The sequence below is a fragment of the Catelliglobosispora koreensis DSM 44566 genome (assembly GCF_000379685.1).
GTDB classification, from domain to species: domain Bacteria; phylum Actinomycetota; class Actinomycetes; order Mycobacteriales; family Micromonosporaceae; genus Catelliglobosispora; species Catelliglobosispora koreensis.
On the sequence record NZ_KB903249.1, the window covers coordinates 760,021 to 783,071 of the forward strand.

The window sequence follows — 23,051 nt, forward strand, 5'->3', positions numbered from 1 at the left end:
GCGGGCAGCCATACGAAGCGCTGATGGATCGCTGCCGTCTCGCGTGCCGGCGCCGGCTCACACTTTGCGCCACCGCGCAGGTTTCTCACACATCGCCGCCGCACGCGCACCAGGCGTGCCTTAGGTGTGTGGCTGCTGGTGATTCCAACGTTTCCCAGATCCCTCCGATGCGGAGGGCAGGAGGTGCGATACCGATGACATTCCACCTTTTCACCAGGGCGGCACTGCTGGGCGACACGTTCGGCTCAGCCCTGGCGGCGGCGGCGGCCCTGCTGGCCGAGCCCGCCCCACCAGTCACCCTCGACACCGTGATCGGCAGGATCACCCAATGGGTTCTCGGGCTCCTGCTGGCGATCGCCACCTTGTTCCTGACCGCTGGGGCGGTCCGGTACGTGGCCGCTGGCGGGGATCCGATGCAGATTGAGAAGGCGAAAACCGCACTGCGTTCGGCACTGATCGGCTACGGCCTGGCGCTGCTGGCACCGGTGTTGCTGCGCATTGTGTCCGGCTGGGTCAGTCCATGAGCATCCTGGCCGACGAGCTCATCGAAGCGATCGTCGCCTGGATCGCCCGGATGCTGGCGGGGGCGCTGAACCTGCTGTGGGAGTTGCTGTCGGCGACGGTGTTCATGTCACCGGACGTCACCGGGCTGCCGCAAGTGCGCATGTTCGCCGGCACCAGCCTCGCCGTCGTCAACACCTCTTATGTGCTGGCGATCCTGACAGCGGCGATCGTGGTGATGACCCGAGAAACCGTGCACATCCGTTACACCATCGGCGATCTCGCCCCGCGCCTGGCAGTGGGTTTGATCGCCGCCAACTTCGCGTTGCCGCTGTGTTCAGCGATCATTTCTGTCGCCAACGCGGTCACGGCCGCGCTAACCGCCCAGCAGGTCACGTCGGCTAATCCACTCAATACGCTGCGCGGCATCACCGCCGGGCTGCTGTCGGGTGAGACGCAAACCGTTGGCGCCTCAGCGGTCCTGCTGATCATCATTGGTGTGCTCGTCGCCGTTCAGGTCGCCACGATGGCGATGCAGTGGATTGTGCGCCTTGGCCTGCTAGTGGTGCTGGCTGGCATCGCGCCGGTCGCGCTGGCATTGCATGGGCTGCCGTTTACCGAAGGGGCGGCGAAACTGTGGTGGCGCGCGCTGCTGGGCACCGTCGGCACCACCACCGCGCAAGCCGTGGTGCTCCATATTGGACTGTCGGTGTTCTTCGACCCGCAGGCGCAGCTGCCCGCTCCGGGGCTACGCCAGCCGGCCAACGAGGTCTTCAATCTTCTGATCGTGGCCTGTCTGCTGTGGACGGTGCTGAAAATCCCGTCGCTGATGAGCCGCTATGTGATGCACAGCAGCGTCTCGTGGCGGCGCATGGCCCCTGTGATGTTGCTGCAGCAAACAATGCGGTGGACGCGTATCCCCTCACGGATGCGGCTTCCCGCAGGTAACCGCCAGATGCTGGCCAGCCGCGCCTGGCGTTAGCCCCGCACCCATCGAGTGCTGCAGGCACCACCGCTGTCGTCGTTCGATGCACACCGGCGCATCAAGGCTCCGCTGACTGCTGACTGCTAGCGAAGGAAAGGATGAGTGATCACCGATGGGAGTGCAACCCGGCGAGACCGCCGCAGCGAATGCAGTCCGGATACCCGCCGATGTGGACACCCCGGACAAGATCGCGTTCGGGTTGACTGGGCGCCAGTTGCTCATCACCGGTGTCGGAGCGGCAATCTGCTACGCCATCACTGACATCATCAGCCTGTCGCTGCCGGGCACGATCGCTGTGATTACCCCGATTGCGGCCGTGACCGCACTTGTGGTGCTAGGCAGGCGCGATGGGCTGCCGCTGGACCGGTGGCTGATCGCCGCCGCCTGGTATGGGCTTAGCCCCCGCCGCTACCGCGCCCATCCGGGCGGGCCGCTTCCGCCGTGGGCGCCACCGGTTGCCCAGACCGCAGTGGCGACATTGCGGCTGCCCGCCACCGCAATCCACCGTGACGGCAGCATCGACACCGGTACCGGCACCACCGTGGTGATGATCGCCGCGTCCACAGTAAACCTGCAGCTGCGCGACCCAGCCGAGCAAACCGTGCTGCTGGACGCTTTCGGCCGGTGGCTCAACAGCATCACCACCCCCGTACAGATCACCGTCACGGAACAGCGTCTCGACCTGGCCCAATACGCCCACCTCATCACCACCCGTGCCGCCACGATAAACGAACCGGCGCTACGCCAGACCGCCGAAAGTTATGCCAAGTTTCTGGCGAACCTGGCCCGCAGCAACGACATCCGCGCCCGCACCATCATCACCACGCTCACCACACCATCGTCGCAACCCGGCGCTCACGCCATACAAGCCGCACAGCACAGCGCCGCAGCCCTGGCCGGTATCGGAATCGGCGCGCAAGTCCTCGACGGGGGCGCCGCCATCGCCGCGTTACAGGCCGCAGCCGACCCGTTCGGCCCCGCACACGCCAGCTGGCCACGCGCCACCCCCACCACCGCCATCACCGCAATGTCGCTGCGCCCCGGCGCCTACACCCAGGAGCCCACCGGATGAAACCCGCACCCCGCCTCAAAACCGTTGCCCCACCGCCGCTTTCGGCCATCACCGGACCACCGCATCTCGCCCTCACCGCAGACCATGCGCAGGCCGGATCCGGCTACAGCAGCACCCTGATCGTCACCGGCTACCCCGAAACTGTCGGCCCAGCATGGCTGGAACCGTTACTGGCCTGGCCCGGCCATATGACCGTCTCGGTCCACGTCGCACCCCTGCCACCCGCCGACGCCGCGGCCCGGCTGCGCACCCAGCGTGCCCGGCTGGAGGCCAGCCGCCGCCTAGCCGACGACCACGGACGCCTCGGTGACCCCACCGTCGACGCCGCCGCCGGCGATGCGGCTGATTTGGCCGACCGGATCGCCCGCGGCGCCTCCCGGCTGTTCACCGTCGCCGTCTACCTCACCATCCACGCCCGCACACAACCACAGCTCACCGAAGCCGTCACGGCCGTGCAAACCCTTGCCGCGTCAATGATGCTCGACACCCAGCCCGCCACCTGGCGCCAATTGCACGGCTGGACCTCAACACTGCCGCTCGGGGCCGACAGCCTCGCCGCGGCCCGCATCATGGACACCGACGCGATCGCCGCGGCGTTCCCGTTCGCCTCACCCGACCTGCCCGGACCGCTACCGGGCAAGCCGTCGCTGACCGGCGGCATCCTTTACGGACTCAACAACACCTCCACCGGACTCGTGTGGTGGGACCGGTGGCAGCAACACAACTACAACAGCATCGTGCTGGCCCGCTCCGGCGCCGGCAAAAGCTACCTGATCAAACTCGACATCCTGCGCTCACTCATCGACGGCGTACACGTCGCCGTCATCGACCCCGAAGACGAATACACCGCCCTTGCCGAAGCCACCGGCGGGACTGTCATCCGGCTAGGGCACCCCGGCGCCCGGCTCAACCCCCTCGACATCCCCGCAGGAGATATCCGCAGCGACGCCCTGACCCGCCGGGCCCTGTTCGTCCACACCCTCATCACCGTGCTGCTCGGCCAAACCCCGCCACCGGCACAACGCTCCGCATTGGACAAAGCCGTCCTGGCCGCCTACCAACTCGCCGGCATCTACAACGACCCCGCCACCTGGAACAACCCCGCACCACTGCTGCGCGACGTGTGCGACGCCCTGGAAACCCAAGCCACCCCGGCAGCCACCGATCTCGCCGCACGCCTTCACCCCTGGACCGACGGCTCCTACTCCGGCCTTTTCAACGGCCCCACCACCACCGTCCCGGCTGGACAGCTCATCGTATGGTCGGCGCGGCATCTGCCCGACGAAATGCGTCCCGCCGGCATGCTGCTGGCCCTCGACGCGATCTGGCGCACCACGGACACACCCGCAACCACCGCGCAATCGGCGCGGCGGCTTGTTGTCGTCGATGAAGCGTGGACCCTGCTACGCGACGGCGAAGGCGCCCGATTCCTCTACCGCATGTCCAAAGCAGCCCGCAAACGCCACACCGGACTCACCATCATCACCCAAGACGTCGCCGACATCCTGGGCACCGAACTCGGCCAAGCCGTCGCCAACAACGCCGCCACCCAAATCCTGATGCGGCAAAGCCCACAAGCCATCGCCGCTGTCGCCAGCGCATTCGGTTTAACCCGCGGCGAACAGCAACTCCTGCTCGCCGCCGAACGCGGGCAGGGCCTGCTCATCGGTGGCAGCCACCGTGCGGCATTCAACGCCGTCGCCTCCCGTGGCGAACACCGGCTGTGCACCACAGGTCTGGAGTTCAACGAAACTTATGGGGATTCATGACGGAACCCAAGGATGAGCGGCCGCTTTGTGCGTGCGGCTGACCCCGGAGTTGGTTGTGACGGAACCGGAACCGGGCTTAGATCAGCGGACGTCGTCGAGGCGTGTTTGTGCGCAGCCGACCAAAGAAGGATTAAGGGTCTGCCGCGCCAACGGCAGACCCTTTCAATGGCCGATACGTGTCCAGGCTATTAGACGAGTGCCGGTCCTATTTCGATTTGGAACTGACGGACGGGGCGGTGAACAACGTTCGCGGGCCTGGTGTCGCCGAGTCTTCGTCCCGCGGCGTCGTGCACATACGCCCTGACGTCCATAGTCTGACGGACGGAGCCGCGAACAATGCCTTGACGAGCCAACCCCGACGAGTTGTTCAGGATCTTGGCCTGGATGTGGTGCTTGGTGCCCCCATCGTCGATTATGGACTCCAAGCGCGTCGGGTCACGGGAAACGCCAAATACCGTGACCGAGAAGTATCCGATGCGCGAAAAATCCGATGTGTCCAGGCTAGGAGATGAGGAGGGCAAGGTGCCCAATGTAAGACCGAGTCCATGGTCGCTGCTCCGCTTACGGCTGGCAGTGGTGACCTCGATGTGTGGCGCGGCGGAAGCGCTAATCCACATCGGCGTCAAGCCTGTCACCGCTGCACTGGCGGTCTGCTCGCTGGCAGCCGCAACAGTGATGGCTGGCTGCCGACTCTTCCCGGAGTCAGTCATCGGCAGGCCCCCGGTTTCCGGCGTGGTCATCGCAGTAGTGATCATTGCGCTGCGTGCCGACGTCCTATCGCTCCTGACCCTCGGGGTGATCTTGTACGTCGGCTGGGCCAGGCAGTCGGGCCCAATCGCGCCGACGCCAAGGGCGGCGGAGGCCTGAGACATGGCTATCCAGGTTGGTCGTCCCTTTGAGGCGGTCAACCCCGAAAGGCCGTTCGCGGATTTCGCGAACGGCCTGAGGGCGTTGAAGACCGCGTGCGGGCTGACGTTCAAGCAGATGAGCATTCCTGCCGTTTACTCCATCGCGGCGCTAGCGAGTGCGGCAGGTGGACTGGTGCTGCCGTCCCTTGAGGTGACGCTCGCGTTCGTTCGCGTGTGCGGGGGGTCCGCGCACGAATGGCGTGAGCGATGGGACACCGAGCACCAGCGAGGTGGCCAGCGTGCCTAGGCCCGAACGCCCCATTGATCTGGCGGCCCCCGGTGCCTCGCTGGCAGAGCAGTTGCGTCGCTACCGTGAAGCGGCGGGCTTGAGCGTTCGCACGCTTGCCGGAAAGATTCATTACAGCGTGGGTTTTGTTTCGGAAGTCGCTAGCGGTCGCAAGGTTCCAACATGGTCGTTTGTACAAGCCTTTGCCGACGCTTGCGGTGTAAGCGACCCGCGTGAGCTTTCTAGGCTTCGAGCCTTGTTTGAGGGGTCGGTCGTTGACGGACCGGCTCCAAATACAAGATCTGCGGCCCCCGTGCAGCTGCCTGCAGCCGTCCAGGAGGACAAGGCCCAGATATACGCGGTGGCATGGCCGATCGTGTATTCGCGCCTGACCAGGTCGTTGGAGCTTCGCCGGGGCCATTTTGACTGTGCCAGGAGCGTTCAGCACCTGCGAGACGGTTGCCTAGATCGATTTCATGATGATGTAGAAGCTGTGGTGCAGGACGTGCTATTGCATGCGCCCAAAACGATTCAGAACCTTGAGGGATGGATCGCGGCCCGACTTGTGAGCAGCACCGTCGATGGGAACCGGCGCCGTCGGGGTGAACGCGGTGCACTTCAGAGACCGCGTGTTCCAGGGTGGCTTCGTCGGGAACTCCGGGATGACCCGTGGTTGTGCAGCCTCGCTCTGGAGATGCTGGTTTGGGTTGGGGTTCCCACATCAGCCAGCGATGGGATTTGGCCAGTCGACGTCTGGCTTGAACGTCGGCGGTTGTCTTCCATTTCTGGTAGTGACGATTATGGCCGACGCGCACTGGAAGCGGACATCGACTTGGTTACTCGGGCTATGCGTAGCAGGCCGCAATGGTATGCGAACTATGTTGAGCGGCCCCTTGGCCTGAAGCAACCGTTGGTATTCGACGAGCTGCAACCTGAGCATCCTGTAACCAGCGATACGGCAGTCGACGATGCGGGGCTAGTCAAGCTGGCAGCCCTGGCTCTAGAAGCCATCCGTACGAGGATTGCCGGCGGTACCCCAGTGGAACAGGCCGTTGAAGAGGTCATCCGCGTGGTCTTTGGCAGCGAAGAGAGTCGGGCGGGTCACACCGACACCATTTCCATTAGCGATCCGATAAGGGCTCTTCTCGAACCGGAAGCCATCGAACGGATAGTCACCGTTGTCAAACAGCTAGTAGGTGATGGCGCTCCTGCACATCGCGCTGATGGTGGTGCCGACAGCCTAGCCAGCTGAATTACGATGCTGGCGCGCGTTTCGGCGTTCGCGTTCACCTTCGCCGGACGCGAGACTGACGGCGTTGATGTATGGCATGGCGCCTGCGACAGATAGACCGAAGAGGCTGACGAGTTGTTTGATGTCGCCGCTGGTGGCGTGGGCTTCGTCGAGGATGCGGTCTCGGCGGATGAGGTTGGGTGACATGCCGAGCTGGCAGCGGATCCAGGATGGCCAGACGTATCCGTGGTGGGACCAGCTGCGTTCGTGGATGAACAGGTGCGGATTGGTGCTGGCAGGCCAGGTTTCATAGCGATGTTGGAGGTAGGTGTCGAGCCTCTGGCGAACAGCTGGAGCGAGGACGATGCTTTGGTCTCCGATGTGGAGCCTGCCGTCGTGGTAGTCGGTGAGTTTCATCATGCGCAGCTGCCAGATCCTGACCGCGTGGAAGGCGAGCAGGGCGCTGAGTAGTTCTTTGGCTGGGTCGCCGCAGTGCAGTAGCTCCCGCAGGCGGGTCAAGTCGACCGGTGGCGGTATCGAGCCTCCGGGCTCGTTGACCTTGATACGTGCTGTTGGGTTGATGAAAACCAGTTGCCGTGCCTTGAGAACGGAGAAAATTGACCGCAACCCGGACAGGGTGGTTGCCCGGTAGAGGGCGGTCTTCCCGGCGATCGCCGCGTGAACGTTGTCGCGGCCTATCGCCCGCAGCGAATCGTGCTCGCCTGCCCACTGGCGTAATGTCGGCATGGCCCAGCGCAGCTTCGTGCCGATGGTCCCGTCTTTGCGGGGCTGTTGGCGCGGCGGTGTGGTGGAGCCATTGCGCATGACGTCAAACCAGACGGCGAGTTCGGCCTGCATCTGGGCCGGGAGCTCGACGACGGTGGCGTGATACCAGCGTATGACGGCGGGCTGCCGGTCCTCGGTTAGCATTCCGGCGGTTTCCAGGACGTGGGCTACGACGGCAGCGGAGTGCTTGATCCGTGAAAGTAGTGCAACGTCGCTTCGTCTGAGGAGGGCGCCTGGGGTGTCTTGGATGCCTAGCAGAATACGGATTCCGCGTTTCACTTTGTCAGATTTTGTTTTGTGCCAGCCGTATCGGGCCGCGTGATCGTTGACGTGCTGGTTGAACGCCGCGACAAGGCCTGGATCCGGTGGCTGCGGAAACCCTTTGGTCATAGCAGCTTTGAGGTCACGCGGGCTGTCGAACATGGTCAGTTGCTCCCATCCAACCGGGCGCAGCAAGCTCATGTCGGCTGGCACGGTCTTCTTCACGTAAGGCCGGTTCCCGCGGCCGTGGTTGGCGTGGAAGGTGTTGACGATGAAGATCTGTTGCCCGCTGAGGTTCGCCTCGGCGAGGCTGACGTCTTGGTGGCGGCGGCCGGTCAGTCGGGCATAGTAGCTGCGCTGTTTGTAGCAGGGCCGGCACGAGCCGGTTCTGCGATGCAGCGTTCGGTGATGACCGCAGGTCAGGCATTCGCCTTGGTTACGGTGGTTTTCTTCCCGCCAGGCCTTGCAGCCGTAGCAGAGCCAGCGCAGGGTTCGGGTTGCGCCCCAGCCGCCGCACTCGATACACGCTTCGACGATGACCTTGCCTTCGGCGAACGGGCCGCCGTAACGGAATACGGATGACAACTGGCCCGGCGCGCCCGCGTGACACCGCTGGCAAAGCCCTGATGTCCAGTAGTTCTCCGTCGATCCGCATTTTCGGCAGGGAGGTGCGGCGATCGGCCCGCCGGGCCAGCAGTCAAAGCAGACGGTGATGCCCTGCATGGCCGGCGGTCGCTGCCCGCAGACCTGGCAGGGTTTGCGTGGCTTGGGTTTTCCTTTGCCGCTCACGCTGGCGGGACCGTACGGTTACGGCCCAGCCGGGGCGTCAGATGCCCGGCCGCGGCATCCGACTTCGGCAAGCCCTGAGGGGCCGGGGCCTGAACCCTGTCAGGCTCGCAGATCAGCAAATCCGACGGTTCGCATTGCAGAACAATGCAGATGACTTCCAGGTCGTCGAGGCGGATCGTAGTCGGTGTTCCCGTCCACAGCGCGGACATCTTGCCGTGACTGATGTCGAGCCCCGCGTCGGCCAGCCGGCGGCGCATTTCCGTGGACTTCCAGATACCCTGCTGCGCTGCGCGCATCCTCAGGTTCCATCGCATAACCGTTTTCACCTCACCGTCAGCCCGAGCCGCGTCGCGGTTCGTGAATTCGTTTGCTCCCAGGCGTTTTCAATGTGCTCTGCGGGCACATGGATGTAATGCGTCGTGGTGGAGAGCCACGAATGGCCTAGGAGTTCCTGTATGGCTTTGAGGTCCATGCCGCGGCGGTACAGCGATGATGCGCAGAAGTGGCGCAGTACATGGGGTGTCAGCCGTCCAGCCCATTGCGGCAGCCACCGGGATACCGCCCGGTTCAGTCCCTCCCGCAGCACTTGATCTCCGGCCCGGCGACACAGGCCCGTCACCGCGTCTGGGCGCCGTTCACTGGGAAACATAGGCGCGTCAAGGCGCGTGTAGTCATCACCGAACTGGTGGCGGATATCCACCATCCACCAGTCCAGAAGCTCGCGTACCGAGTTGATCGCGGGAACGAGCCGGGTCTTGTAACCACGGCCACGGCTGCCTTTGCCGAACCGAACATGCACATTGCCGTAGTCGCCGAGATCACGGCGCCAGTCGCGGATGTCAAGCATGTAGCTTTCCATAATCCGCAAACCGATACGCCGCCATAGTGACGCCACCACATAGTCGCGAACAGCAACCAAATACTTTCGTGCGTTAGGTAATTCCTGACGCCACAGCGAAAACAGCGCTTCGACATCGTCATCGCCCGGCGGGACAGGCGCGGAACCGTAGTCAGGGCTGGCGGGCCGGTTGAACTCGTCAATCACTTGCGCCACCACCCGTCCGGTCAGCGCATGGATGTCGCCCTGATGCCGGATGACAAGGAAATCGAAGAAGTTCCCCAGCGCTAATGCCTTGCCATGCACCGTGGAGTACGACCGGCCTAAGACCTTGCGCTGATGGGTCAAGTAACGGTCCGCATCCGGGGCGCATGCCGTCCACACCGGACGGCCGAGGAACCTCGCGAACTCAAAGATCACACTGCGGTCATTGGCCAGCGTCGAATCCCGGCACCCTGCCCCCATCGACGCCAGCAGGTACTGGTCAACCAAATCCTGCTCGTAATCGGCCTCGTCCCGCGCAGAAGCCAGGCGACGGGGCGCGTCGATCGACCTGACCACTGCCAATGCCACAGCACTACCACCTCTACAGAAAGCGGCAAAACACCATGAACACTGTCAAACTTCCAGGAATTTTGACCAACGGTCAAGACCCTCTCAGCCATCTCGGTGACATCCGAGCGAGTGCCTGGCCTGCCACAACAGAGTCGACGCCACCCGTCGCTCAAAAAGAACTTCAGGTAATTCGGGAAACAGGATTTGAGCTGGACTCAAGCGATCTCTGACCGAATCCAAGGAATTCATTCCGCAGCCTGGACATGCTGCGCCGCTTGGGTTTGGCCGCTTCTCGTCTTAGACGCTGTCCGTGGCCGAATCAGGCGGCAGTCTGAGAGTCAAGGACGAACGCGGCCAGCTGCGCGGGATCATCACCGAGGAGGACGTTGCGCTGCCAGTCCGGGAAGACTCCCAACAGCACTTCGATGGCGGCAGCGGCTTGGCCGGAACCCTTGAGTACTGCCACTGGAATTTCGTAGTCGATTAAGGCAGGAAGGATCTCTTCCAGAGTGCCGTTGCCGCCGCTGATCGCGATCAACCCGGATGATTTCGAGACCTGGTACACGTTTCGCATCGGGTAGTCAAAATCGGTTTGGTCTATCTCGTCATACCCGGGCTGCACCTGTTCTCCTACAGCGTCCATATGCAGGCGGGCTGGAAGGTGATAACGGACTACGCCTGCGCGTCCTTCCACTGAGCGGAATCCGTCGATGGCGTGCCGGGCGATCCCGGTACCTGGCCCGCAGGCTAGCGAGAAGCCCGCTTTGGCGATCAGCCCGCCGACAGCGGCAGCAGCCTCGGCATACGGGGCAGCATTGTCTGCGCGCCACGTGCCTGAAACGAAAATCTGCCGCAGCCTCACGTCATCTCCAATGTTCGCATTGCCAGAAGCACAGGCAGCCGCTTGCTTTCGTAGATCCAGGCCCATTGCGTGCAGGTCGTGATCAGACTCCACCCTTGTATAGGCGATGTGCGATAACGCCTGCGAGTAGTGCGCTCAGTACGGACCAAACGCGTGGATGACTTCCTACACAGCATCTGACCGCGGCAGAGCCCGTCAATCCGCTAACTGCTGGGCGCGCTCGGCAGATCGCCCATCAGATTGCTAGACCTTTCGGGTGGACAGCGAGTCTGAGACAACGACTACGGATTGCCCATCGACTTGCGCGTTGAATGCCCAATAGTCAGGGCCCGGTCCTCGCGCCAGCAGGACATACCCACCGTTTAGATTTCGCCCAGCCGTCCGTTGTCGACTGAGCCAGCTCGTGAAGGCGTCTGAGCGCCACACATTGAGCGGAACGTCTCTTTCACCGTGTTCGCGGTAGGCGCCCGCGCCTACCTTCGCCAATGCCGCAAGCATTGTGGCGTCTAGCGTGTCCGTCACGGGCGCACCGTTGCGGTGGGCACGCTCACGCATGTAGCCAACGTGGACGGATTCCGGTGGCGCACCGAAAACGATACGGCCGGAGTCCTCCCAGCGCCCGAACTCGATGTTGGTGTTGAGAGCGGGCATGGTGGCCATATCGCGCTGGACCCAGAATGCGATCACGTCGACTGTGGACAGCCATTTGCTTTCCCACGGATGACGCTCGTATTTGAGCGGCTTCCAGCCACGCCCCTCGGGCACGAAAACCGCTAACGTGCCACGGTTGGCCCACGCCTGACGCAGCATGTCGACTGCGTCTGGACGCCATGAGGGCACGCCTTGATCTCTCGGGTTTGGGCCCGCAAGGAAGATCGAAGCGTGCCAAGCATCAATCGGTGGCTGTTCGCCAGCGTGAATCACCACGACGCCGTCGGTTACCATCGGATACCGACTCGCTCACACAGGCCACGTGAGGTCGGATAGCGCGACCTTAGCGCCCTGGAGTTACCGGCCAGGATGAACCAGTTGTCGGCTGATCTCTCACCCCGCTCTATTTGGGACCACTGGGTGTGGCTGATCCCTGCAAGATCTGCTGCATGGCGAACGGACCATCTTCGTTGCAGTCGCAAGGTTTTGGTGGGCTCGCCGATGGGCGCCGTGTTTACATCGGACGGCTTCACACCCTAAGCGTAAAGCCTGTGGTGCCAGTCGGCACCTACGAACAGCTCGCATCGCTGTTGTATTTGAGACCACGTGTGCCCGTGGCCATTCAGGGTGTAGGGGTGCCGGGTGCGCCCAATTTCACAACGCCCGGCGCCAGGCGAAACTGCGATCAGCTCAGGCTGCCGAAAACACCCGTGTGATCGAAAGGTTCGGAAGCCGTTGGTGAAGTCGTTGGGTGGCTCGAACTTGCCCAGCTCCGCAGGTGGTCGAGCACATTGGTTTGGTCGAAGAGTCCTTGCGGGTTGGAATTTTTCGTGCGTGCGAAGGAATCTGTGGTTGACGACGTGTAGCAATACGGGGAAGATGGTCGATGTTCGCAACTTGACGCAACACTACCGACACGGGAGTGGGTCATGTACCTCACCTTCATGGGTAAGGATCCGGAGTCCAATCCGTCCGGATCGCCGACGGTGTATCGCACGGACAGAGGTAGCTGGCTGGTGCAAGGATGGGTGGTTGATGACCCAGATGCGCTCGCCCAGATGAGCATTCCGACAGGGGAGACTGTGGTGGAGATCCCCGACAGGATGCTCCAGTTCTTCAGGCAGGAGGACAGTGGCCTCGATAGGTGAGGAGGAGTTCGAACAGCTGCTGCGTCTGTTCGAACGCGACTCGATCCACATGGAGACCAGAGACGCGTACGGCACTGCTATCGAGTTGCCGCACATGGCGATGTGGGCTGCCGGTGAACATGATGACCTCGAGTGGCTCCAAGATTGGTGCGCAACTGTCCGCGGCCACGTTAGCGCCGGGCGGGAGGTTCGGCGCGCGAGAGTTGTCTCGGAGCCGCTGAGCGAATATCAGCGGTGGTCACACAGCATCGCTCAACCGATGGTGGATGCAGGAGAAGACATCCGCTGGATTCCCAGGCGGCTCATTTCCTCGGTCGCCCTGCCCGGCAACGACTACTATCTTTTCGATGACCGCCTCGTGGTGTTCCTGATTTATGCGGGCAACGGCCTGGCGATGGACAGGGTGACCTCGACCGACCCTGCTGATATTCGGCTTTGCCGGTCGGCGTTTGAAGCGGTGTGGCTGCACGCGATTTCTCATCGTGACTACGATCCCGTCTAGCTCGGCCAAACAGGCCCAGCGAGCAATTGGCGTCCGCCTTCGTGAGTTGCGCAAAGATGCGAGACTCTCGGGACGGGCGCTCGCCGCTGCCACCGGTCAGCATTTCACCCGGGTGAGCAAGATCGAGCACGGCGTACAGGTACCGTCCGATGGGGACCTGCATGCGTGGGCAACAGCCTGTGGCGCTGCAGAGCAGATCCCTGACCTTATCGCCACGCAGCGCTCGGTTGACTCCGAATACCTGGAGTTCCGGCGGCAGAGCCGCGCAGGAATGAAGCGAGTCCTCGGCGCTCATACCGTTGCCCTGTATGAGAAAACCTCACTGTTTCGTATCTACGAGCACAACGTTATCCCCGGCCTATTCCAGACAGCGGACTACACGGCCGCAATGCTCGCGTTCTGGATCAGGTTTCTCGAAACGCCTAACGACATGGAAGCTGCGGTGGCCGCCCGCATGGAACGGCAGCGGGTGATTTACCAGAAAGGAAAGCACTTCGTCGTCGTGGTGGAGGAGCAGGCCCTGCGTACCTGGTTCGGAAACGCTGAAACACAAGCTGGGCAACTGGATCGGCTCCTTGCTGTCATGTCGTTGCCCAACGTTTCGATCGGAATCATCCCCATGATGGTCGAACGGGGGCCGGTCGGATCGGCGGGCTTCTGGATTTTCGACAACTCACTTGCCGCGCTGGAGATCCCGACTGCAAGCATTGAAGTCACTCGGCCGCAGGAAATCGAGCTCTACGCCAGGATGTTCGAGAACCTGAAAAGCTATGCGGTATACGGGAAATCAGCACGTGCACTTATCTCCCGAGCTATCGCGGAACTGGATTCGCGCAACTAGTCGCAACATTGTCGCGCTAGACAAGTCTTCGGAAATACCGTTAAACCATGACGCGAGTTGCACGGCCGACGATGCCGCCCACTGTCACGAGGCAGGTGTCCAAACTGGAAGCCGTCAACGACAACGACTGGCGACTGGCGGCGATCGTTAATCACCCCCATGGAAAACGATGGGCGACGCCTGCCGCGGCATGCGAACGGCTCACGCCCACCGAAGTTGCGCAGGCCCAAACCCGGATCATCCCGGTGGCTGCCTAATGGAGACGAAAGCGCGGTGGATCATCTCGAGCGGCCAGGAAGTAACCGTGGGGGACGCGGTCGCGCTGGAGTTCCATCCGGATGAGATAGGCGTAATCACCGGCATTCATCCTGAGCGAGGTCTTCCAGCCGTCAAGGTGACCGAAGGCCCGAATCGCGGTCGTACCCGGCCCTTGGTCTTCCCGTCAGAGATCCTGATGAAGTGCGGAGGAGGTGACTCCGCCATGAAGGACTATTACCGCCACGCATAGCTCCGTCACCTAAAGACTGCCCCCGCGGACCGGATCGCACCCCGGCCGCGGGGGTTCTGCGGTTCGTACTTGCTTGAGCATTAGAGCGGGGCGGCACCTGAGACCTGCTGTTGCGTCATATACGCCAACGGCGGCAAACGGTTTGTGAACTCGTGCTGCGCTGTCGGGCGGCCATGAGAAGCAGGCTGATACCGGACGTCATCGCTTCAGGCGATGGGAGGCGCGGCCAATCGCGTCTGGCGACAAAGTGATAGAGGAGCAATGACGACAGAGGATCTGTTGCGGCGTGCGTTCGCTGCGCGTAACCCAGCGCATGGCAAGGAAGTCCCACCGTTCACCATGACGCCCGAACAGATGCGGCGTGAGGCTGAGCGCCGCCGGGAAACGGAAACGATCCAGCCCGACGGCGAGTAGACGTACGCCGCCGTGCTGGCTTCGTTCGCTGTTTATAGGACCAACGGGACCGGTGCATATCACTGCGGCGGCGATCCTCGTTCGCCAACTAGCTGAGCGAAACGGAGAGACCAACGTGAAGACAACAGCAATCGTGCTGACCGTGCTTGCTCTGGGAGCAGGCTGTACCGGGCGGGCCGTACCGCCGGCAGCCCCGCACTCGCAGCCGGGTACCGCCGGGCAGCTGTCGGCCTTGTTTGAGCGAATCACCGGAACCCGCGAGGATCGGTCGGCGGCATCATTTCTTCAATACGCAACTTTCCAGAAACCGATCCGGGAGTGTATGACGCGCAACGGATTCGACTACACCCCGCCGCCATTTGAGGACCCATACCGGTCTTGGCCAGCCAACCGGCCCATGTCCTACATCGACGTTCTCATCCCCATAGACGAACAGCAGATCGCCCGCGGTCTGTACTTGACCGAGGATCACCGCGGCGCGCGCCAGCAGCCACCTAACCCCGGGTTCGACAAGCTTGACGAGGCCGGGCGCAGGCGCTACTCGGCAATGGCTGGCACGTGCTCGCCGCTGCCAGGCTCGTACGAATACGAGTTTCCGCAGGCATCTCTTGATCTCGCGTGGAAGCTCGAAAAGACGCTAGCCAACATCCTTGCAACATCAGATGTGTTGCGCGACATGGCCACCAGCAAGTATCCGGCCTGCATGGCTGCCGCCGGGTACCCAGTAAAAGACCGCAAACAGCTGGCCGAACACGTGCGAGGCAAGCATTTCGAGGGGATCGAAGCGGCAGCAGAGCTGAACGCGGCGTATGAAGCCGAGGTCGCAGCCGCGAGAGCTGACGCGTTATGCCGCAAAGACTCATACCCCTTGGCGATGAGGCTGATCGCACCGGTGCTGCCCGAATTCGAAAAGGAACACAGCACCAAAATCGCCGAAGTTGAGGCCCACTGGTCCAACATCCGCGACAAAGCGAAACGTGCTCGCGCCGAATTGACCTGGTAGCAAACACAAAACTAGCCCCGGCGTGCTGTCCTGCACGCCGGGGCCTGGTGTATCCGGGCAAATGTCGCGGGCGGGGTGCACGCCAAGAGCATCAGGCCGGGGGGTTACGCACCGCGCGGCTTAACCAAACCTGTCGCGCGTTCGCCCGCGAAGGCAAAGGAGTCGCTGCGGCAGCACCGCACCTCGCTTGCCGAGGCAACGGGACAGGCCGGGCGGACAAGAGCGCGGACGCGCCCGCATTCCACGCATCCGAATGCATCCCATCTGTTGGGCATGCCGGCTACACGTCGCAACAAACCCCATTCAGGAGGCATCTATGCCGGCTCTTGCGCGCTTCTCGGCTTACCTGCTGGCTGATGTTGGCCGTCCGATGACCGAAGGAGCCTGGGTGTTGTCGTTGGTGTGTAGTGCCGCGGGGTTGTTTGTGGCCGTGGTTGCGGTTGCGCTCGCTATCTGGTGCTTGTGGCGTGTCTATGAGGCACGCATGAACGCGGGTGCTCATCTGGTGCAGATTCTTGCACCGGTTGAGGTTGGCGCGGATGGTGCGGAAACGTTGTGGCGGCTGCTGGCTCCGTTGTGTGTGCGGCCGTCGTGGTGGCTTCCGGCCTCGCATATGGGGTTTGAGTTTCAGTGGGCCAGTCAGCAGCTGACGATCCGGTTGTGGGTGCCAGGGCCGGTGGCGGTGGCGCCGGTGGTGGCGGCGGTGGCGGCGGCGTGGCCTGGCGCGACCTGCACGGTCACGGCCGCATCTGGTCCGCTGCCGGATGCGGTGTATCAGGCGGGCGGGCATGTGGTGCCAGTGTTGCCCGCGTGGGGCGGGCTTAACACCGCACATGATGCCGATCCGTTGCGTGGCTTGCTTTCTGCCGCGTCCGGGCTGTGCGAGGGGCAGGTGGCGTGTGTGCAGGTGCTGGCGCGCCCGGCGGGGCGCCGGTATCGGCGGGCGTTCGCCGGCGACGTCGCCCGGCTGCGGCAGGCGGGGTTGCCACGGGGGGAGGCGGCGGCGTGGATGGGGCAGATCCTGGGCCTGTTCACCGCCGGCACCGGTGCGGCGGCACCGTCTGTGGTGGCAGGGGGTGGGGGAGTGTTGCGTGACCGAGATGCGCGTTCCGGTGTGGACAAGCTTGCCGGCCCGTTGTGGCAGACGGCCATCCGTTACGGCATCACTAGCAGCCGCCGTCCGGTCACGGTGACCGGGCAGGCGATGCAGGCTGGGTTCGGGGCGTGGGCGGCCCGCAACCAGCTGCGGCAGATACCCATGGGCGACCCGGCCCGGGTGCTGGCGCGGCGGGCCTTGCGGGCCGGGTTTTTGCTCAGTGTGGCGGAGCTTGCCAGTATCGCCGGGTTGCCGCTGGATGAGGCGGTGCCCGGTTTGGCGCGCGCCCGCGCGAAAGCTGTTGCCCCGCCGCCGCACCTGCCTGAAGGCGGCCGCAGTACGAAAGTGCTGGGGCGGGCTGAGACCAGCGGACGGTCGATCGCTTTGACCGCTGCTGATGCCCGTCATCATGTCCACATTGTGGGGTCAACGGGGTCGGGTAAGTCGACGCTGATGTGCAACATGGTCCTGGATGATGTTCACGCCGGGCGTGGGGTGGTCGTCATTGACCCGCGCGGGGATCTGGTCACCGATGTGCTGCAACGTCTTCCGGCCTCCGCTGCCGGGCGGCTGGTTTTGATTGACCCGGACCAGGATCCCAGCGCGGCCCTTAACCCCCTCGACGCCGGCGATGCGGACCTCGCGGTCGACAATGTGGTGTCCATCTTCCACAAAATCTTTGCCCGGCACTGGGGTCCGCGGATGGACGATGTGATGCGGGTGGCCTGTTTGACGCTAATGCGCCACGCGAACGCGTCTTTGACGATGGTGCCGCCGCTGCTCAATGACAAACGGTTCCGCACCAACTTCACCGCCGACCTCGATGATCCCGAAGGGCTGCACGGGTTCTGGGAATGGTATGAGACCACCCCGATTCCGTTGCGGGCTCAGCTGACCGGTGCCGTTTTGGCCCGGCTGCGTAACCTGATGCTGCGCGATTTTGTCCGCAAAACCTTTGGCCCGCTGCGGTCGTCGTTTGACATGGCCAAGGTCCTTGATGGCGGGATCCTTTTGGCGAGGCTGCCCAAAGGGCAGATCGGGGAAGACACGACCCGGCTGATGGGCTCGTTCGTGCTGGCATCGGTGTGGCAGGCCGCTACCGCGCGGATCCGCCTGCCCGAGGCTGAGCGCCGTGACGCGGCCGTGTATATCGATGAGGCACACAATTTTTTAAACCTGCCCGGCAGCGTGGCCGACATTCTCGCCGAGGCCCGTGGTTATGGGCTGGGCATGGTTTTGGCCCATCAGCATCTGGGGCAGATGCCAGGTGAGGCGTTGGAGGCGATCGCCGCCAATGCGCGCACGAAGGTGTTTTTCACCTGCAGCCCTAAAGATGCCCGGGAGCTGGCCCGGCACACGATGCCGTATCTGTCCGAACACGACCTGGCCCATTTGGGCAAATATGTTGCTGCGGTGCGGCTTCTCGCGCACGGTACGGAAACGCCCGCGTTCACGATGCGGACTGCGCCACCGAAACCAGTCATGGGTGTGCAGGCCGTTTTGCGGCAGGCGGCGGCCGCCGCTACTGGCCGTCAGGCGGTGCCCGGGCTGGCCAAGCTGCTCAAAACACGGGCGGCTAGGCCCTGACCGTGGAGGCGGCTGTGGCCCGGCACTGGGGTGGTTGTGGTGCTGCCGGGCTCATGCCGGGACGGCAAGGTGGTGTTGTCGCAGCGTAAAGGAGGAATCATGCCCGGCCTTGATCGGCCCCGACACTCCCGTACCGGAAGTACTCCCGTGCCCGCCGGTGCCGTTGCCGGGCGGCGTGCCAGCCGGTCGCTGGTGGACCTGTGGCGACGGCTGACTCCGCGCGATTACACCATCGGTGACCTTCTCGATGATCACGGTGTGCTGACCACGTCCCAGCTGACATCGGTGTTGTTTTCCAGTCCGGTCACGTGCGCCCATCGGCTGCAGGCGTTGCGGCGCATCGGTTTTGTGACCGGGTTCGGCCGTAACCGGCCCGGGGCGCCGCATCCGATGTGCTGGATGGCCGGCGAACTCGCCGCGCGTGCCGCAGCGATCGCCCGCGATGAACCCGCGCCGGCCGCCAAGGCGGTCCGGGCCCGCCAGGAACGGCTGATGCAGTCACGGGCGCTGGATCACCTGCTGGGTGTCAACGGTTTCTTTATGAACCTGCTGGCTCACACACGCACCCAGCCGGGCACCGCACTGACGAGGTGGTGGCCGGAACGGCAGGCAACACAAGCGTTCGGGCAGCGTGTGCATCCCGACGGTGCCGGGGTCTGGCGCGAGGATGGGCGTTCGGCCGGGTTTTTCACCGAATACGACCGGGGCACCGAACCGCAGGCGCGGCTACTGTCCAAACTGGACGCCTACCGCAGGCTGCGTGCCGCCGGCGGCCCCGGGTGGGTGGTGCTGCTGGTGTTCACCCAGCCCGGCCGGGAAGCCAACCTGCACCACCTCCTGGACGGGCAGAACCTTATGGTGCCTGTCGCGACCACCTGCCTGCCCGCCGGAGGGGATCCGGCAGGGCCGGTGTGGCGCATCGCCGGGGTGCTGGGCCGGCACCGGCTCGCCGGCCTGCCCGGCACCGGCGGCGAGCCTGGGCCGCTCAACCCAGGACTTGATGAGGCCGCACCGCCGCTGTGGCGGCTATCTGGCGGCACGCCGTAACCCAACACACCCAACACCGCCGCGACAACAGACGGCCCAGGCGAAGCCAAACAGCCCAACACCGCAGCCCACACCCCTGTTGAGGCAACGGCTGGGCGGGGGAGCGTGTTGGGCCGGCCGCCTACCGTCGATGGCATACCACTTGTATTGCTTCACTTTTCCGGCTCGCGCCCGCCTGCCTGACGGCACCCATGGCCCGCCACCTCACGGCCGGCCCGCCGCCAACCAGGCAACCGCCCCCGGAAACCCACCCCACCCCGTCTCGCTGTCCTGTTTGGAGGACCCGATTCCACTCATCCCCCCACACGGCATTGTTGTTGTCTGCCTACCCGAAACCACCGATCCCGCCAGCCTGGCGCAAGCCGCCACCACCGCGCTTCAACACGCGATACCCGCTACCCGCCCGTACACACTGACACGGCACTTCACCGCGTCCCGCTGGCACCAGCGCGGCCTGCTGCACCCGTATCGTGGCCAAGCGGCCGGCGGGCCGGTACGGCTGCTTAACCTGGCCGCCATGCGTGAGCACGGGGCGGCCGCCTACGCGGCCCGGTGGGCCTGCTGGCGTGCCGTGGTTGCCGGAACCCGCCCGGCGAAACCGTTCTGGCACTTCGAAGACCGCCACCGCCGCGACCCCTTCCGGTATCCGGCCAGCACGGCGGCCCGTGACTACGCCAGCCAGCCACGCGTGGCGGCGATGCGTGCCTACAACATGCACCCCCGCCGGGCGATGCTGTTGCCGGCCACGCATCTGGAGGCGCTGCAGACCACCTTTCACACCTACCGGCTGATCGGGCACGCCACCGCCGTACCGGCCAACGGGCTGCTGTATGCCGGGCATCTGTACACGCCGGGATCTGACCGGCTCGCCGATCTGCAGTCCTATCTGGAACACACCAGCAGCATCCTCGATGCCCTGCCTGAAACCACCCGCCTGGTAGCCCTCACCCACCCGTAGCCGGTGCACGTGCTGCACCGTCGTCTTTGTTGCGGCGTAACCCTTTATCTCACCGGGGTTGCGCCGCGTTTTCGTGTTCACCCACCCAAGGGAGACAACACCCATCGTGACCGCAGACATCAACACCACGTTCACCGCGCAGCGGCACACCCAAATCAGCCAGGCGGCCGCCCGGCAAGCCGACATCGACGCCCGCATCGCCGCCGGCACCCTCGTCCCGCTTGGCGGCGACCGTTATCGCATCAACGACCCGCAAAGCTTCGACCACAACGAAACGCTCACCTACACCGCCGGGCAACTGCTGCCCCAGCACGGCCTCGACCTCAGCCTCGGCCAGGCCGCCCTGTACACCAGCACACCTGCCTGGCACAGCCTGGGTAACGTCATCCCCGGCGGCACCAGCGACGTGGCACAGGTTTTGACGCTGGGTGGTATCGGCTTCGACGTCATCCGCCGCCCCGCCGAATACCGGCGCACCGTCGATGGCGGGCACCACATGGTGCCCGGCTACTTCATCACCGTACGCACCGACACCGAAGCGCCGCTGGGCGTCGTGGGCAGCAAATACCACGTCCTGCAAAACGCCGACATCTTCGGCTTCCTGCAAGACCTCGCCGACACCGGCGACATTGTGTGGGAGTCAGCCGGAGCCCTGCGCGACGGGCGCACCGTGTTCGTGTGCATGCGGCTACCCGACACGCTGACCATTGATGCCGCCGGGATCAGCGACACCATCATCCCGTTCATCATGGCCACCAACACCCACGACGGCTCCCGGCAAGCCGAAGTCGTCACCACACCGTGGCGGCCCGTATGCGCCAACACCGAACGGTTCGCCCTACGCGACGCCTACACCCGCTGGGGTGTGCGCCACACCCGCAACGCCCGCTCCCGCATCGAGGAAGCCCGCCGCACCCTCGGCCTGACCCGCACCTACTACCAGCAGTTCGCCGCCGAACAAGAAACCCTGGCCCGCACCCGCATGGCCATCACCGAATTCCACGACCTCATCGAAGACCTGTGGCCGGCCACCACCGGCAGTAAACGCGAAACCACCAGCCGGCAGCGCCGCAAAGACGTTCTCACCGGCCTGTTCGCGGCCAACACCGGCACCCTGGGCAACACCTGCTACGCCGCCGAACGGGCCATCACCGAATACTGCGACTGGCACAAAACCGTGCGCCCCACCGGATCGCTGCGTGGCAAACACCTCGCGGCCCGCGCCACTTTGGCTGTCGAAGGCGGCAACGACACCATCAAAACCAAAGCTCACAAAGCCCTGCTCACCCTGACCCGCCGATAACACCGCACCAGCATCATGGCCACCCAGCCGCACCGCACCCTCACCGTGAAAACGCCATAAGAGAGTGGGGGAGCGGCTGGGTGGCCGCCGTCCGTCCAGAAAGGACATACCGATGCATCCGCAACACCACCGTGGCGCCGAACGCGCCGCCTGGCTGTTCTACAGCATCTGCGCCGTCGGGTCCCTCGCAGGGCAAATCTGGGTCGGCATCGAAAAACCACCCTGGCCTGATGAGGTCGACTGGTGGGCCCGTGGCCTGATCATGTTCCCGTTCGCCGCCGTCATCGATCTGGGCGGTGTGGTCACCAGCGCGTTCGCCGACCTGCGCCGAAAGCTCGGCGAAAGCGCCCTGGAGTGGCGGATCCTATCCGGATTCTGCGTCACCCTCGCTGTGGCCATCAACATCGCCGGGCACGGCAGCGATCCCTACCTGGCTGCCCTGTTCGGCGGGCTGGGTGTGCTGGCCTATGCGGTATGGCTGGCCCACAGCGCCGCCCGCCGCCGCGACGCCCTGCGCGCCGAAGGCAAACTCGCCCGCACCGCACCGCATTACGGCCTGGCCCAATGGATCGGCGCCTACCGGCTGACCCGCCGCGCGAAAACCCTGGCCCTGACCCAAGGTTTGGGCCTGCACGACTCCCTTGCGGCCGCCGCCGCCGCACTGCGCGAGCAACACCGCCACCGTGCCCTGGCCGCACATTTGCAAACACTCATCCGCCAGCAACACGCCAACCCGGCCCTGGCCGCTGTCGCGATCAGCACCGTCGACATTGACGCCGTCGCCGCGCAGCTGACCGCCACCTCCGATGTGGACACCTGGGTCGCCGTCGTGGCCGGGCAAATCAGCCCACCCACACCAGCCAGCCCGCCCACACCCCCCGGCCCGCTTGATACGAACCCGCACGAGCCGCCCGCGCCATACGGCCCGCAGGTTGCAGTGGCCGGGTGGCCCAAAGGGATCCTGCGCCGGGTACCGGAAAACACCGCCGACTACGAAAAGTGGCGCCACATCTGGCACGACATCACCGAAAACAGCACCGACACCACCAACGTGCTCGCACAACGCCACGGCATCAGCGACAGGCAAGTCCGCTGGATCCGCTCCATCGGCGCCACCGGCCTGCTCAACGACCCCCGCACCCCGTTGCAGCGCATCGCTGACATGACCACTGCCATCAACGGCCACCCCCACAACAGCACATAAACCCTA

25 protein-coding genes and 1 pseudogene are annotated in these 23,051 nt (G+C 64.2%); 20 read left to right on the forward strand and 6 right to left on the reverse strand.

The features are described 5' to 3' along the window. The first annotated feature begins 194 nt into the window (after window positions 1-194). From A3E1_RS0103540 to A3E1_RS48250, 8 genes and pseudogenes are all read left to right on the forward strand, one after another. A complete protein-coding gene (locus tag A3E1_RS0103540) occupies window positions 195-524 on the forward strand; it encodes a pilin (protein ID WP_020519363.1) in 330 nt (109 codons plus the stop codon). Continuing rightward, window positions 521-1,483: a hypothetical protein gene (locus tag A3E1_RS38735; RefSeq protein ID WP_020519364.1), complete on the forward strand. Its 963-nt coding sequence runs from the start codon at window positions 521-523 to the stop codon at window positions 1,481-1,483. The genes A3E1_RS0103540 and A3E1_RS38735 overlap by 4 nt, the downstream gene beginning before the upstream one ends. 115 nt (window positions 1,484-1,598) lie before the next feature. Then, complete coding sequence (locus tag A3E1_RS38740; RefSeq protein WP_020519365.1) at window positions 1,599-2,558, forward strand: PrgI family protein; 960 nt, start codon at window positions 1,599-1,601, stop codon at window positions 2,556-2,558. After that, window positions 2,555-4,327: a VirB4 family type IV secretion system protein gene (locus A3E1_RS0103555; protein ID WP_020519366.1), complete on the forward strand. Its 1,773-nt coding sequence runs from the start codon at window positions 2,555-2,557 to the stop codon at window positions 4,325-4,327. The genes A3E1_RS38740 and A3E1_RS0103555 overlap by 4 nt, the downstream gene beginning before the upstream one ends. Before the next feature lie 414 nt (window positions 4,328-4,741). Then, window positions 4,742-5,194 carry a hypothetical protein gene (locus tag A3E1_RS46885; protein WP_157631285.1) on the forward strand — a complete coding sequence of 151 codons (453 nt, stop codon included), beginning with the start codon at window positions 4,742-4,744 and terminating at the stop codon, window positions 5,192-5,194. A gap of 3 nt (window positions 5,195-5,197) precedes the next feature. Further along, entirely contained in the window at window positions 5,198-5,482 is a 285-nt protein-coding gene (locus tag A3E1_RS0103565; RefSeq protein WP_020519368.1) for a hypothetical protein, read from the forward strand. Further along, window positions 5,475-5,690, forward strand: a pseudogene (locus A3E1_RS48245) (helix-turn-helix domain-containing protein); the annotation flags it as partial. The gene A3E1_RS0103565 and the pseudogene A3E1_RS48245, both read left to right, overlap by 8 nt. A 465-nt stretch (window positions 5,691-6,155) precedes the next feature. Further along, window positions 6,156-6,713, forward strand: a complete 558-nt coding sequence (locus A3E1_RS48250) for a hypothetical protein (protein ID WP_245571108.1) — start codon at window positions 6,156-6,158, stop codon at window positions 6,711-6,713. Here A3E1_RS48250 and A3E1_RS38750 read toward each other — a convergent pair. The 6 genes from A3E1_RS38750 to A3E1_RS46890 all read right to left on the reverse strand — a co-directional run bounded on the left by A3E1_RS38750 (window position 6,702) and on the right by A3E1_RS46890 (window position 11,967). Then, window positions 6,702-8,528: a hypothetical protein gene (locus tag A3E1_RS38750; RefSeq protein WP_211215847.1), complete on the reverse strand. Its 1,827-nt coding sequence runs from the start codon at window positions 8,526-8,528 to the stop codon at window positions 6,702-6,704. The two genes, A3E1_RS48250 and A3E1_RS38750, sit on opposite strands and share 12 nt — an antisense overlap. Continuing rightward, complete coding sequence (locus A3E1_RS0103580; protein ID WP_026208050.1) at window positions 8,525-8,842, reverse strand: helix-turn-helix domain-containing protein; 318 nt, start codon at window positions 8,840-8,842, stop codon at window positions 8,525-8,527. The genes A3E1_RS38750 and A3E1_RS0103580 overlap by 4 nt, the downstream gene beginning before the upstream one ends. Before the next feature lie 8 nt (window positions 8,843-8,850). Then, the gene (locus A3E1_RS0103585) at window positions 8,851-9,939 is read right to left on the reverse strand and encodes a tyrosine-type recombinase/integrase (protein WP_026208051.1); all 1,089 of its coding nucleotides are present in this window, start codon (window positions 9,937-9,939) and stop codon (window positions 8,851-8,853) included. A gap of 301 nt (window positions 9,940-10,240) precedes the next feature. Further along, on the reverse strand, window positions 10,241-10,783 hold the full coding sequence (locus A3E1_RS0103590) for an SLOG cluster 4 domain-containing protein (protein ID WP_157631287.1): 543 nt from the start codon (window positions 10,781-10,783) through the stop codon (window positions 10,241-10,243). A gap of 243 nt (window positions 10,784-11,026) precedes the next feature. Then, a complete protein-coding gene (locus A3E1_RS38755) occupies window positions 11,027-11,728 on the reverse strand; it encodes a nucleoside 2-deoxyribosyltransferase domain-containing protein (RefSeq protein ID WP_020519374.1) in 702 nt (233 codons plus the stop codon). Continuing rightward, entirely contained in the window at window positions 11,722-11,967 is a 246-nt protein-coding gene (locus tag A3E1_RS46890; RefSeq protein WP_245571072.1) for a helix-turn-helix domain-containing protein, read from the reverse strand. The genes A3E1_RS38755 and A3E1_RS46890 overlap by 7 nt, the downstream gene beginning before the upstream one ends. A gap of 396 nt (window positions 11,968-12,363) precedes the next feature. On the opposite strand from A3E1_RS46890, the gene A3E1_RS38760 reads away from it, so the two are divergent. The 12 genes from A3E1_RS38760 to A3E1_RS38775 all read left to right on the forward strand — a co-directional run bounded on the left by A3E1_RS38760 (window position 12,364) and on the right by A3E1_RS38775 (window position 23,045). Continuing rightward, window positions 12,364-12,582, forward strand: a complete 219-nt coding sequence (locus tag A3E1_RS38760) for a hypothetical protein (protein WP_020519375.1) — start codon at window positions 12,364-12,366, stop codon at window positions 12,580-12,582. Then, the gene (locus A3E1_RS0103605) at window positions 12,566-13,084 is read left to right on the forward strand and encodes a DUF6879 family protein (protein ID WP_020519376.1); all 519 of its coding nucleotides are present in this window, start codon (window positions 12,566-12,568) and stop codon (window positions 13,082-13,084) included. The genes A3E1_RS38760 and A3E1_RS0103605 overlap by 17 nt, the downstream gene beginning before the upstream one ends. Continuing rightward, complete coding sequence (locus A3E1_RS0103610) at window positions 13,065-13,925, forward strand: helix-turn-helix domain-containing protein (protein WP_020519377.1); 861 nt, start codon at window positions 13,065-13,067, stop codon at window positions 13,923-13,925. The genes A3E1_RS0103605 and A3E1_RS0103610 overlap by 20 nt, the downstream gene beginning before the upstream one ends. A gap of 47 nt (window positions 13,926-13,972) precedes the next feature. Further along, window positions 13,973-14,182 carry a hypothetical protein gene (locus A3E1_RS46895; protein WP_157631288.1) on the forward strand — a complete coding sequence of 70 codons (210 nt, stop codon included), beginning with the start codon at window positions 13,973-13,975 and terminating at the stop codon, window positions 14,180-14,182. Continuing rightward, window positions 14,182-14,433, forward strand: a complete 252-nt coding sequence (locus A3E1_RS47660; protein ID WP_020519379.1) for a hypothetical protein — start codon at window positions 14,182-14,184, stop codon at window positions 14,431-14,433. Before A3E1_RS46895 ends, A3E1_RS47660 begins: the two co-directional genes overlap by 1 nt. Before the next feature lie 261 nt (window positions 14,434-14,694). After that, window positions 14,695-14,847: a hypothetical protein gene (locus tag A3E1_RS46900; RefSeq protein WP_020519380.1), complete on the forward strand. Its 153-nt coding sequence runs from the start codon at window positions 14,695-14,697 to the stop codon at window positions 14,845-14,847. A 322-nt stretch (window positions 14,848-15,169) separates the two neighbouring features. After that, window positions 15,170-15,850: a hypothetical protein gene (locus tag A3E1_RS0103630; protein WP_026208052.1), complete on the forward strand. Its 681-nt coding sequence runs from the start codon at window positions 15,170-15,172 to the stop codon at window positions 15,848-15,850. Between the two features lie 316 nt (window positions 15,851-16,166). Then, window positions 16,167-18,533 carry a type IV secretory system conjugative DNA transfer family protein gene (locus tag A3E1_RS0103635; RefSeq protein WP_020519382.1) on the forward strand — a complete coding sequence of 789 codons (2,367 nt, stop codon included), beginning with the start codon at window positions 16,167-16,169 and terminating at the stop codon, window positions 18,531-18,533. A gap of 99 nt (window positions 18,534-18,632) precedes the next feature. Then, complete coding sequence (locus A3E1_RS38765; protein WP_157631289.1) at window positions 18,633-19,580, forward strand: replication-relaxation family protein; 948 nt, start codon at window positions 18,633-18,635, stop codon at window positions 19,578-19,580. Between the two features lie 130 nt (window positions 19,581-19,710). After that, window positions 19,711-20,538 carry a hypothetical protein gene (locus A3E1_RS38770; protein WP_157631290.1) on the forward strand — a complete coding sequence of 276 codons (828 nt, stop codon included), beginning with the start codon at window positions 19,711-19,713 and terminating at the stop codon, window positions 20,536-20,538. A gap of 106 nt (window positions 20,539-20,644) precedes the next feature. Beyond that, a complete protein-coding gene (locus A3E1_RS0103650) occupies window positions 20,645-21,841 on the forward strand; it encodes a DUF932 domain-containing protein (protein ID WP_020519385.1) in 1,197 nt (398 codons plus the stop codon). A 112-nt stretch (window positions 21,842-21,953) separates the two neighbouring features. Beyond that, window positions 21,954-23,045: a hypothetical protein gene (locus A3E1_RS38775; protein WP_020519386.1), complete on the forward strand. Its 1,092-nt coding sequence runs from the start codon at window positions 21,954-21,956 to the stop codon at window positions 23,043-23,045. The last annotated feature ends 6 nt before the right edge of the window (window positions 23,046-23,051 follow it).

Excerpts from the sequence above, each read along its gene's own strand:
- A3E1_RS0103540 (WP_020519363.1), top strand. The coding sequence starts at position 195 with ATGACATTCCACCTTTTCACCAGGGCGGCACTGCTGGGCGACACGTTC.
- A3E1_RS38735 (WP_020519364.1), top strand. The coding sequence starts at position 521 with ATGAGCATCCTGGCCGACGAGCTCATCGAAGCGATCGTCGCCTGGATC.
- A3E1_RS38740 (WP_020519365.1), top strand. The coding sequence starts at position 1,599 with ATGGGAGTGCAACCCGGCGAGACCGCCGCAGCGAATGCAGTCCGGATA.
- A3E1_RS0103555 (WP_020519366.1), top strand. The coding sequence starts at position 2,555 with ATGAAACCCGCACCCCGCCTCAAAACCGTTGCCCCACCGCCGCTTTCG.
- A3E1_RS46885 (WP_157631285.1), top strand. The coding sequence starts at position 4,742 with ATGGACTCCAAGCGCGTCGGGTCACGGGAAACGCCAAATACCGTGACC.
- A3E1_RS0103565 (WP_020519368.1), top strand. The coding sequence starts at position 5,198 with ATGGCTATCCAGGTTGGTCGTCCCTTTGAGGCGGTCAACCCCGAAAGG.
- A3E1_RS48250 (WP_245571108.1), top strand. The coding sequence starts at position 6,156 with ATGCTGGTTTGGGTTGGGGTTCCCACATCAGCCAGCGATGGGATTTGG.
- A3E1_RS0103580 (WP_026208050.1), bottom strand. The coding sequence starts at position 8,842 with ATGCGATGGAACCTGAGGATGCGCGCAGCGCAGCAGGGTATCTGGAAG.
- A3E1_RS38755 (WP_020519374.1), bottom strand. The coding sequence starts at position 11,728 with ATGGTAACCGACGGCGTCGTGGTGATTCACGCTGGCGAACAGCCACCG.
- A3E1_RS38760 (WP_020519375.1), top strand. The coding sequence starts at position 12,364 with ATGTACCTCACCTTCATGGGTAAGGATCCGGAGTCCAATCCGTCCGGA.
- A3E1_RS46895 (WP_157631288.1), top strand. The coding sequence starts at position 13,973 with ATGACGCGAGTTGCACGGCCGACGATGCCGCCCACTGTCACGAGGCAG.
- A3E1_RS47660 (WP_020519379.1), top strand. The coding sequence starts at position 14,182 with ATGGAGACGAAAGCGCGGTGGATCATCTCGAGCGGCCAGGAAGTAACC.
- A3E1_RS46900 (WP_020519380.1), top strand. The coding sequence starts at position 14,695 with ATGACGACAGAGGATCTGTTGCGGCGTGCGTTCGCTGCGCGTAACCCA.
- A3E1_RS0103630 (WP_026208052.1), top strand. The coding sequence starts at position 15,170 with ATGACGCGCAACGGATTCGACTACACCCCGCCGCCATTTGAGGACCCA.
- A3E1_RS0103635 (WP_020519382.1), top strand. The coding sequence starts at position 16,167 with ATGCCGGCTCTTGCGCGCTTCTCGGCTTACCTGCTGGCTGATGTTGGC.
- A3E1_RS38765 (WP_157631289.1), top strand. The coding sequence starts at position 18,633 with ATGCCCGGCCTTGATCGGCCCCGACACTCCCGTACCGGAAGTACTCCC.
- A3E1_RS38770 (WP_157631290.1), top strand. The coding sequence starts at position 19,711 with ATGGCATACCACTTGTATTGCTTCACTTTTCCGGCTCGCGCCCGCCTG.
- A3E1_RS38775 (WP_020519386.1), top strand. The coding sequence starts at position 21,954 with ATGCATCCGCAACACCACCGTGGCGCCGAACGCGCCGCCTGGCTGTTC.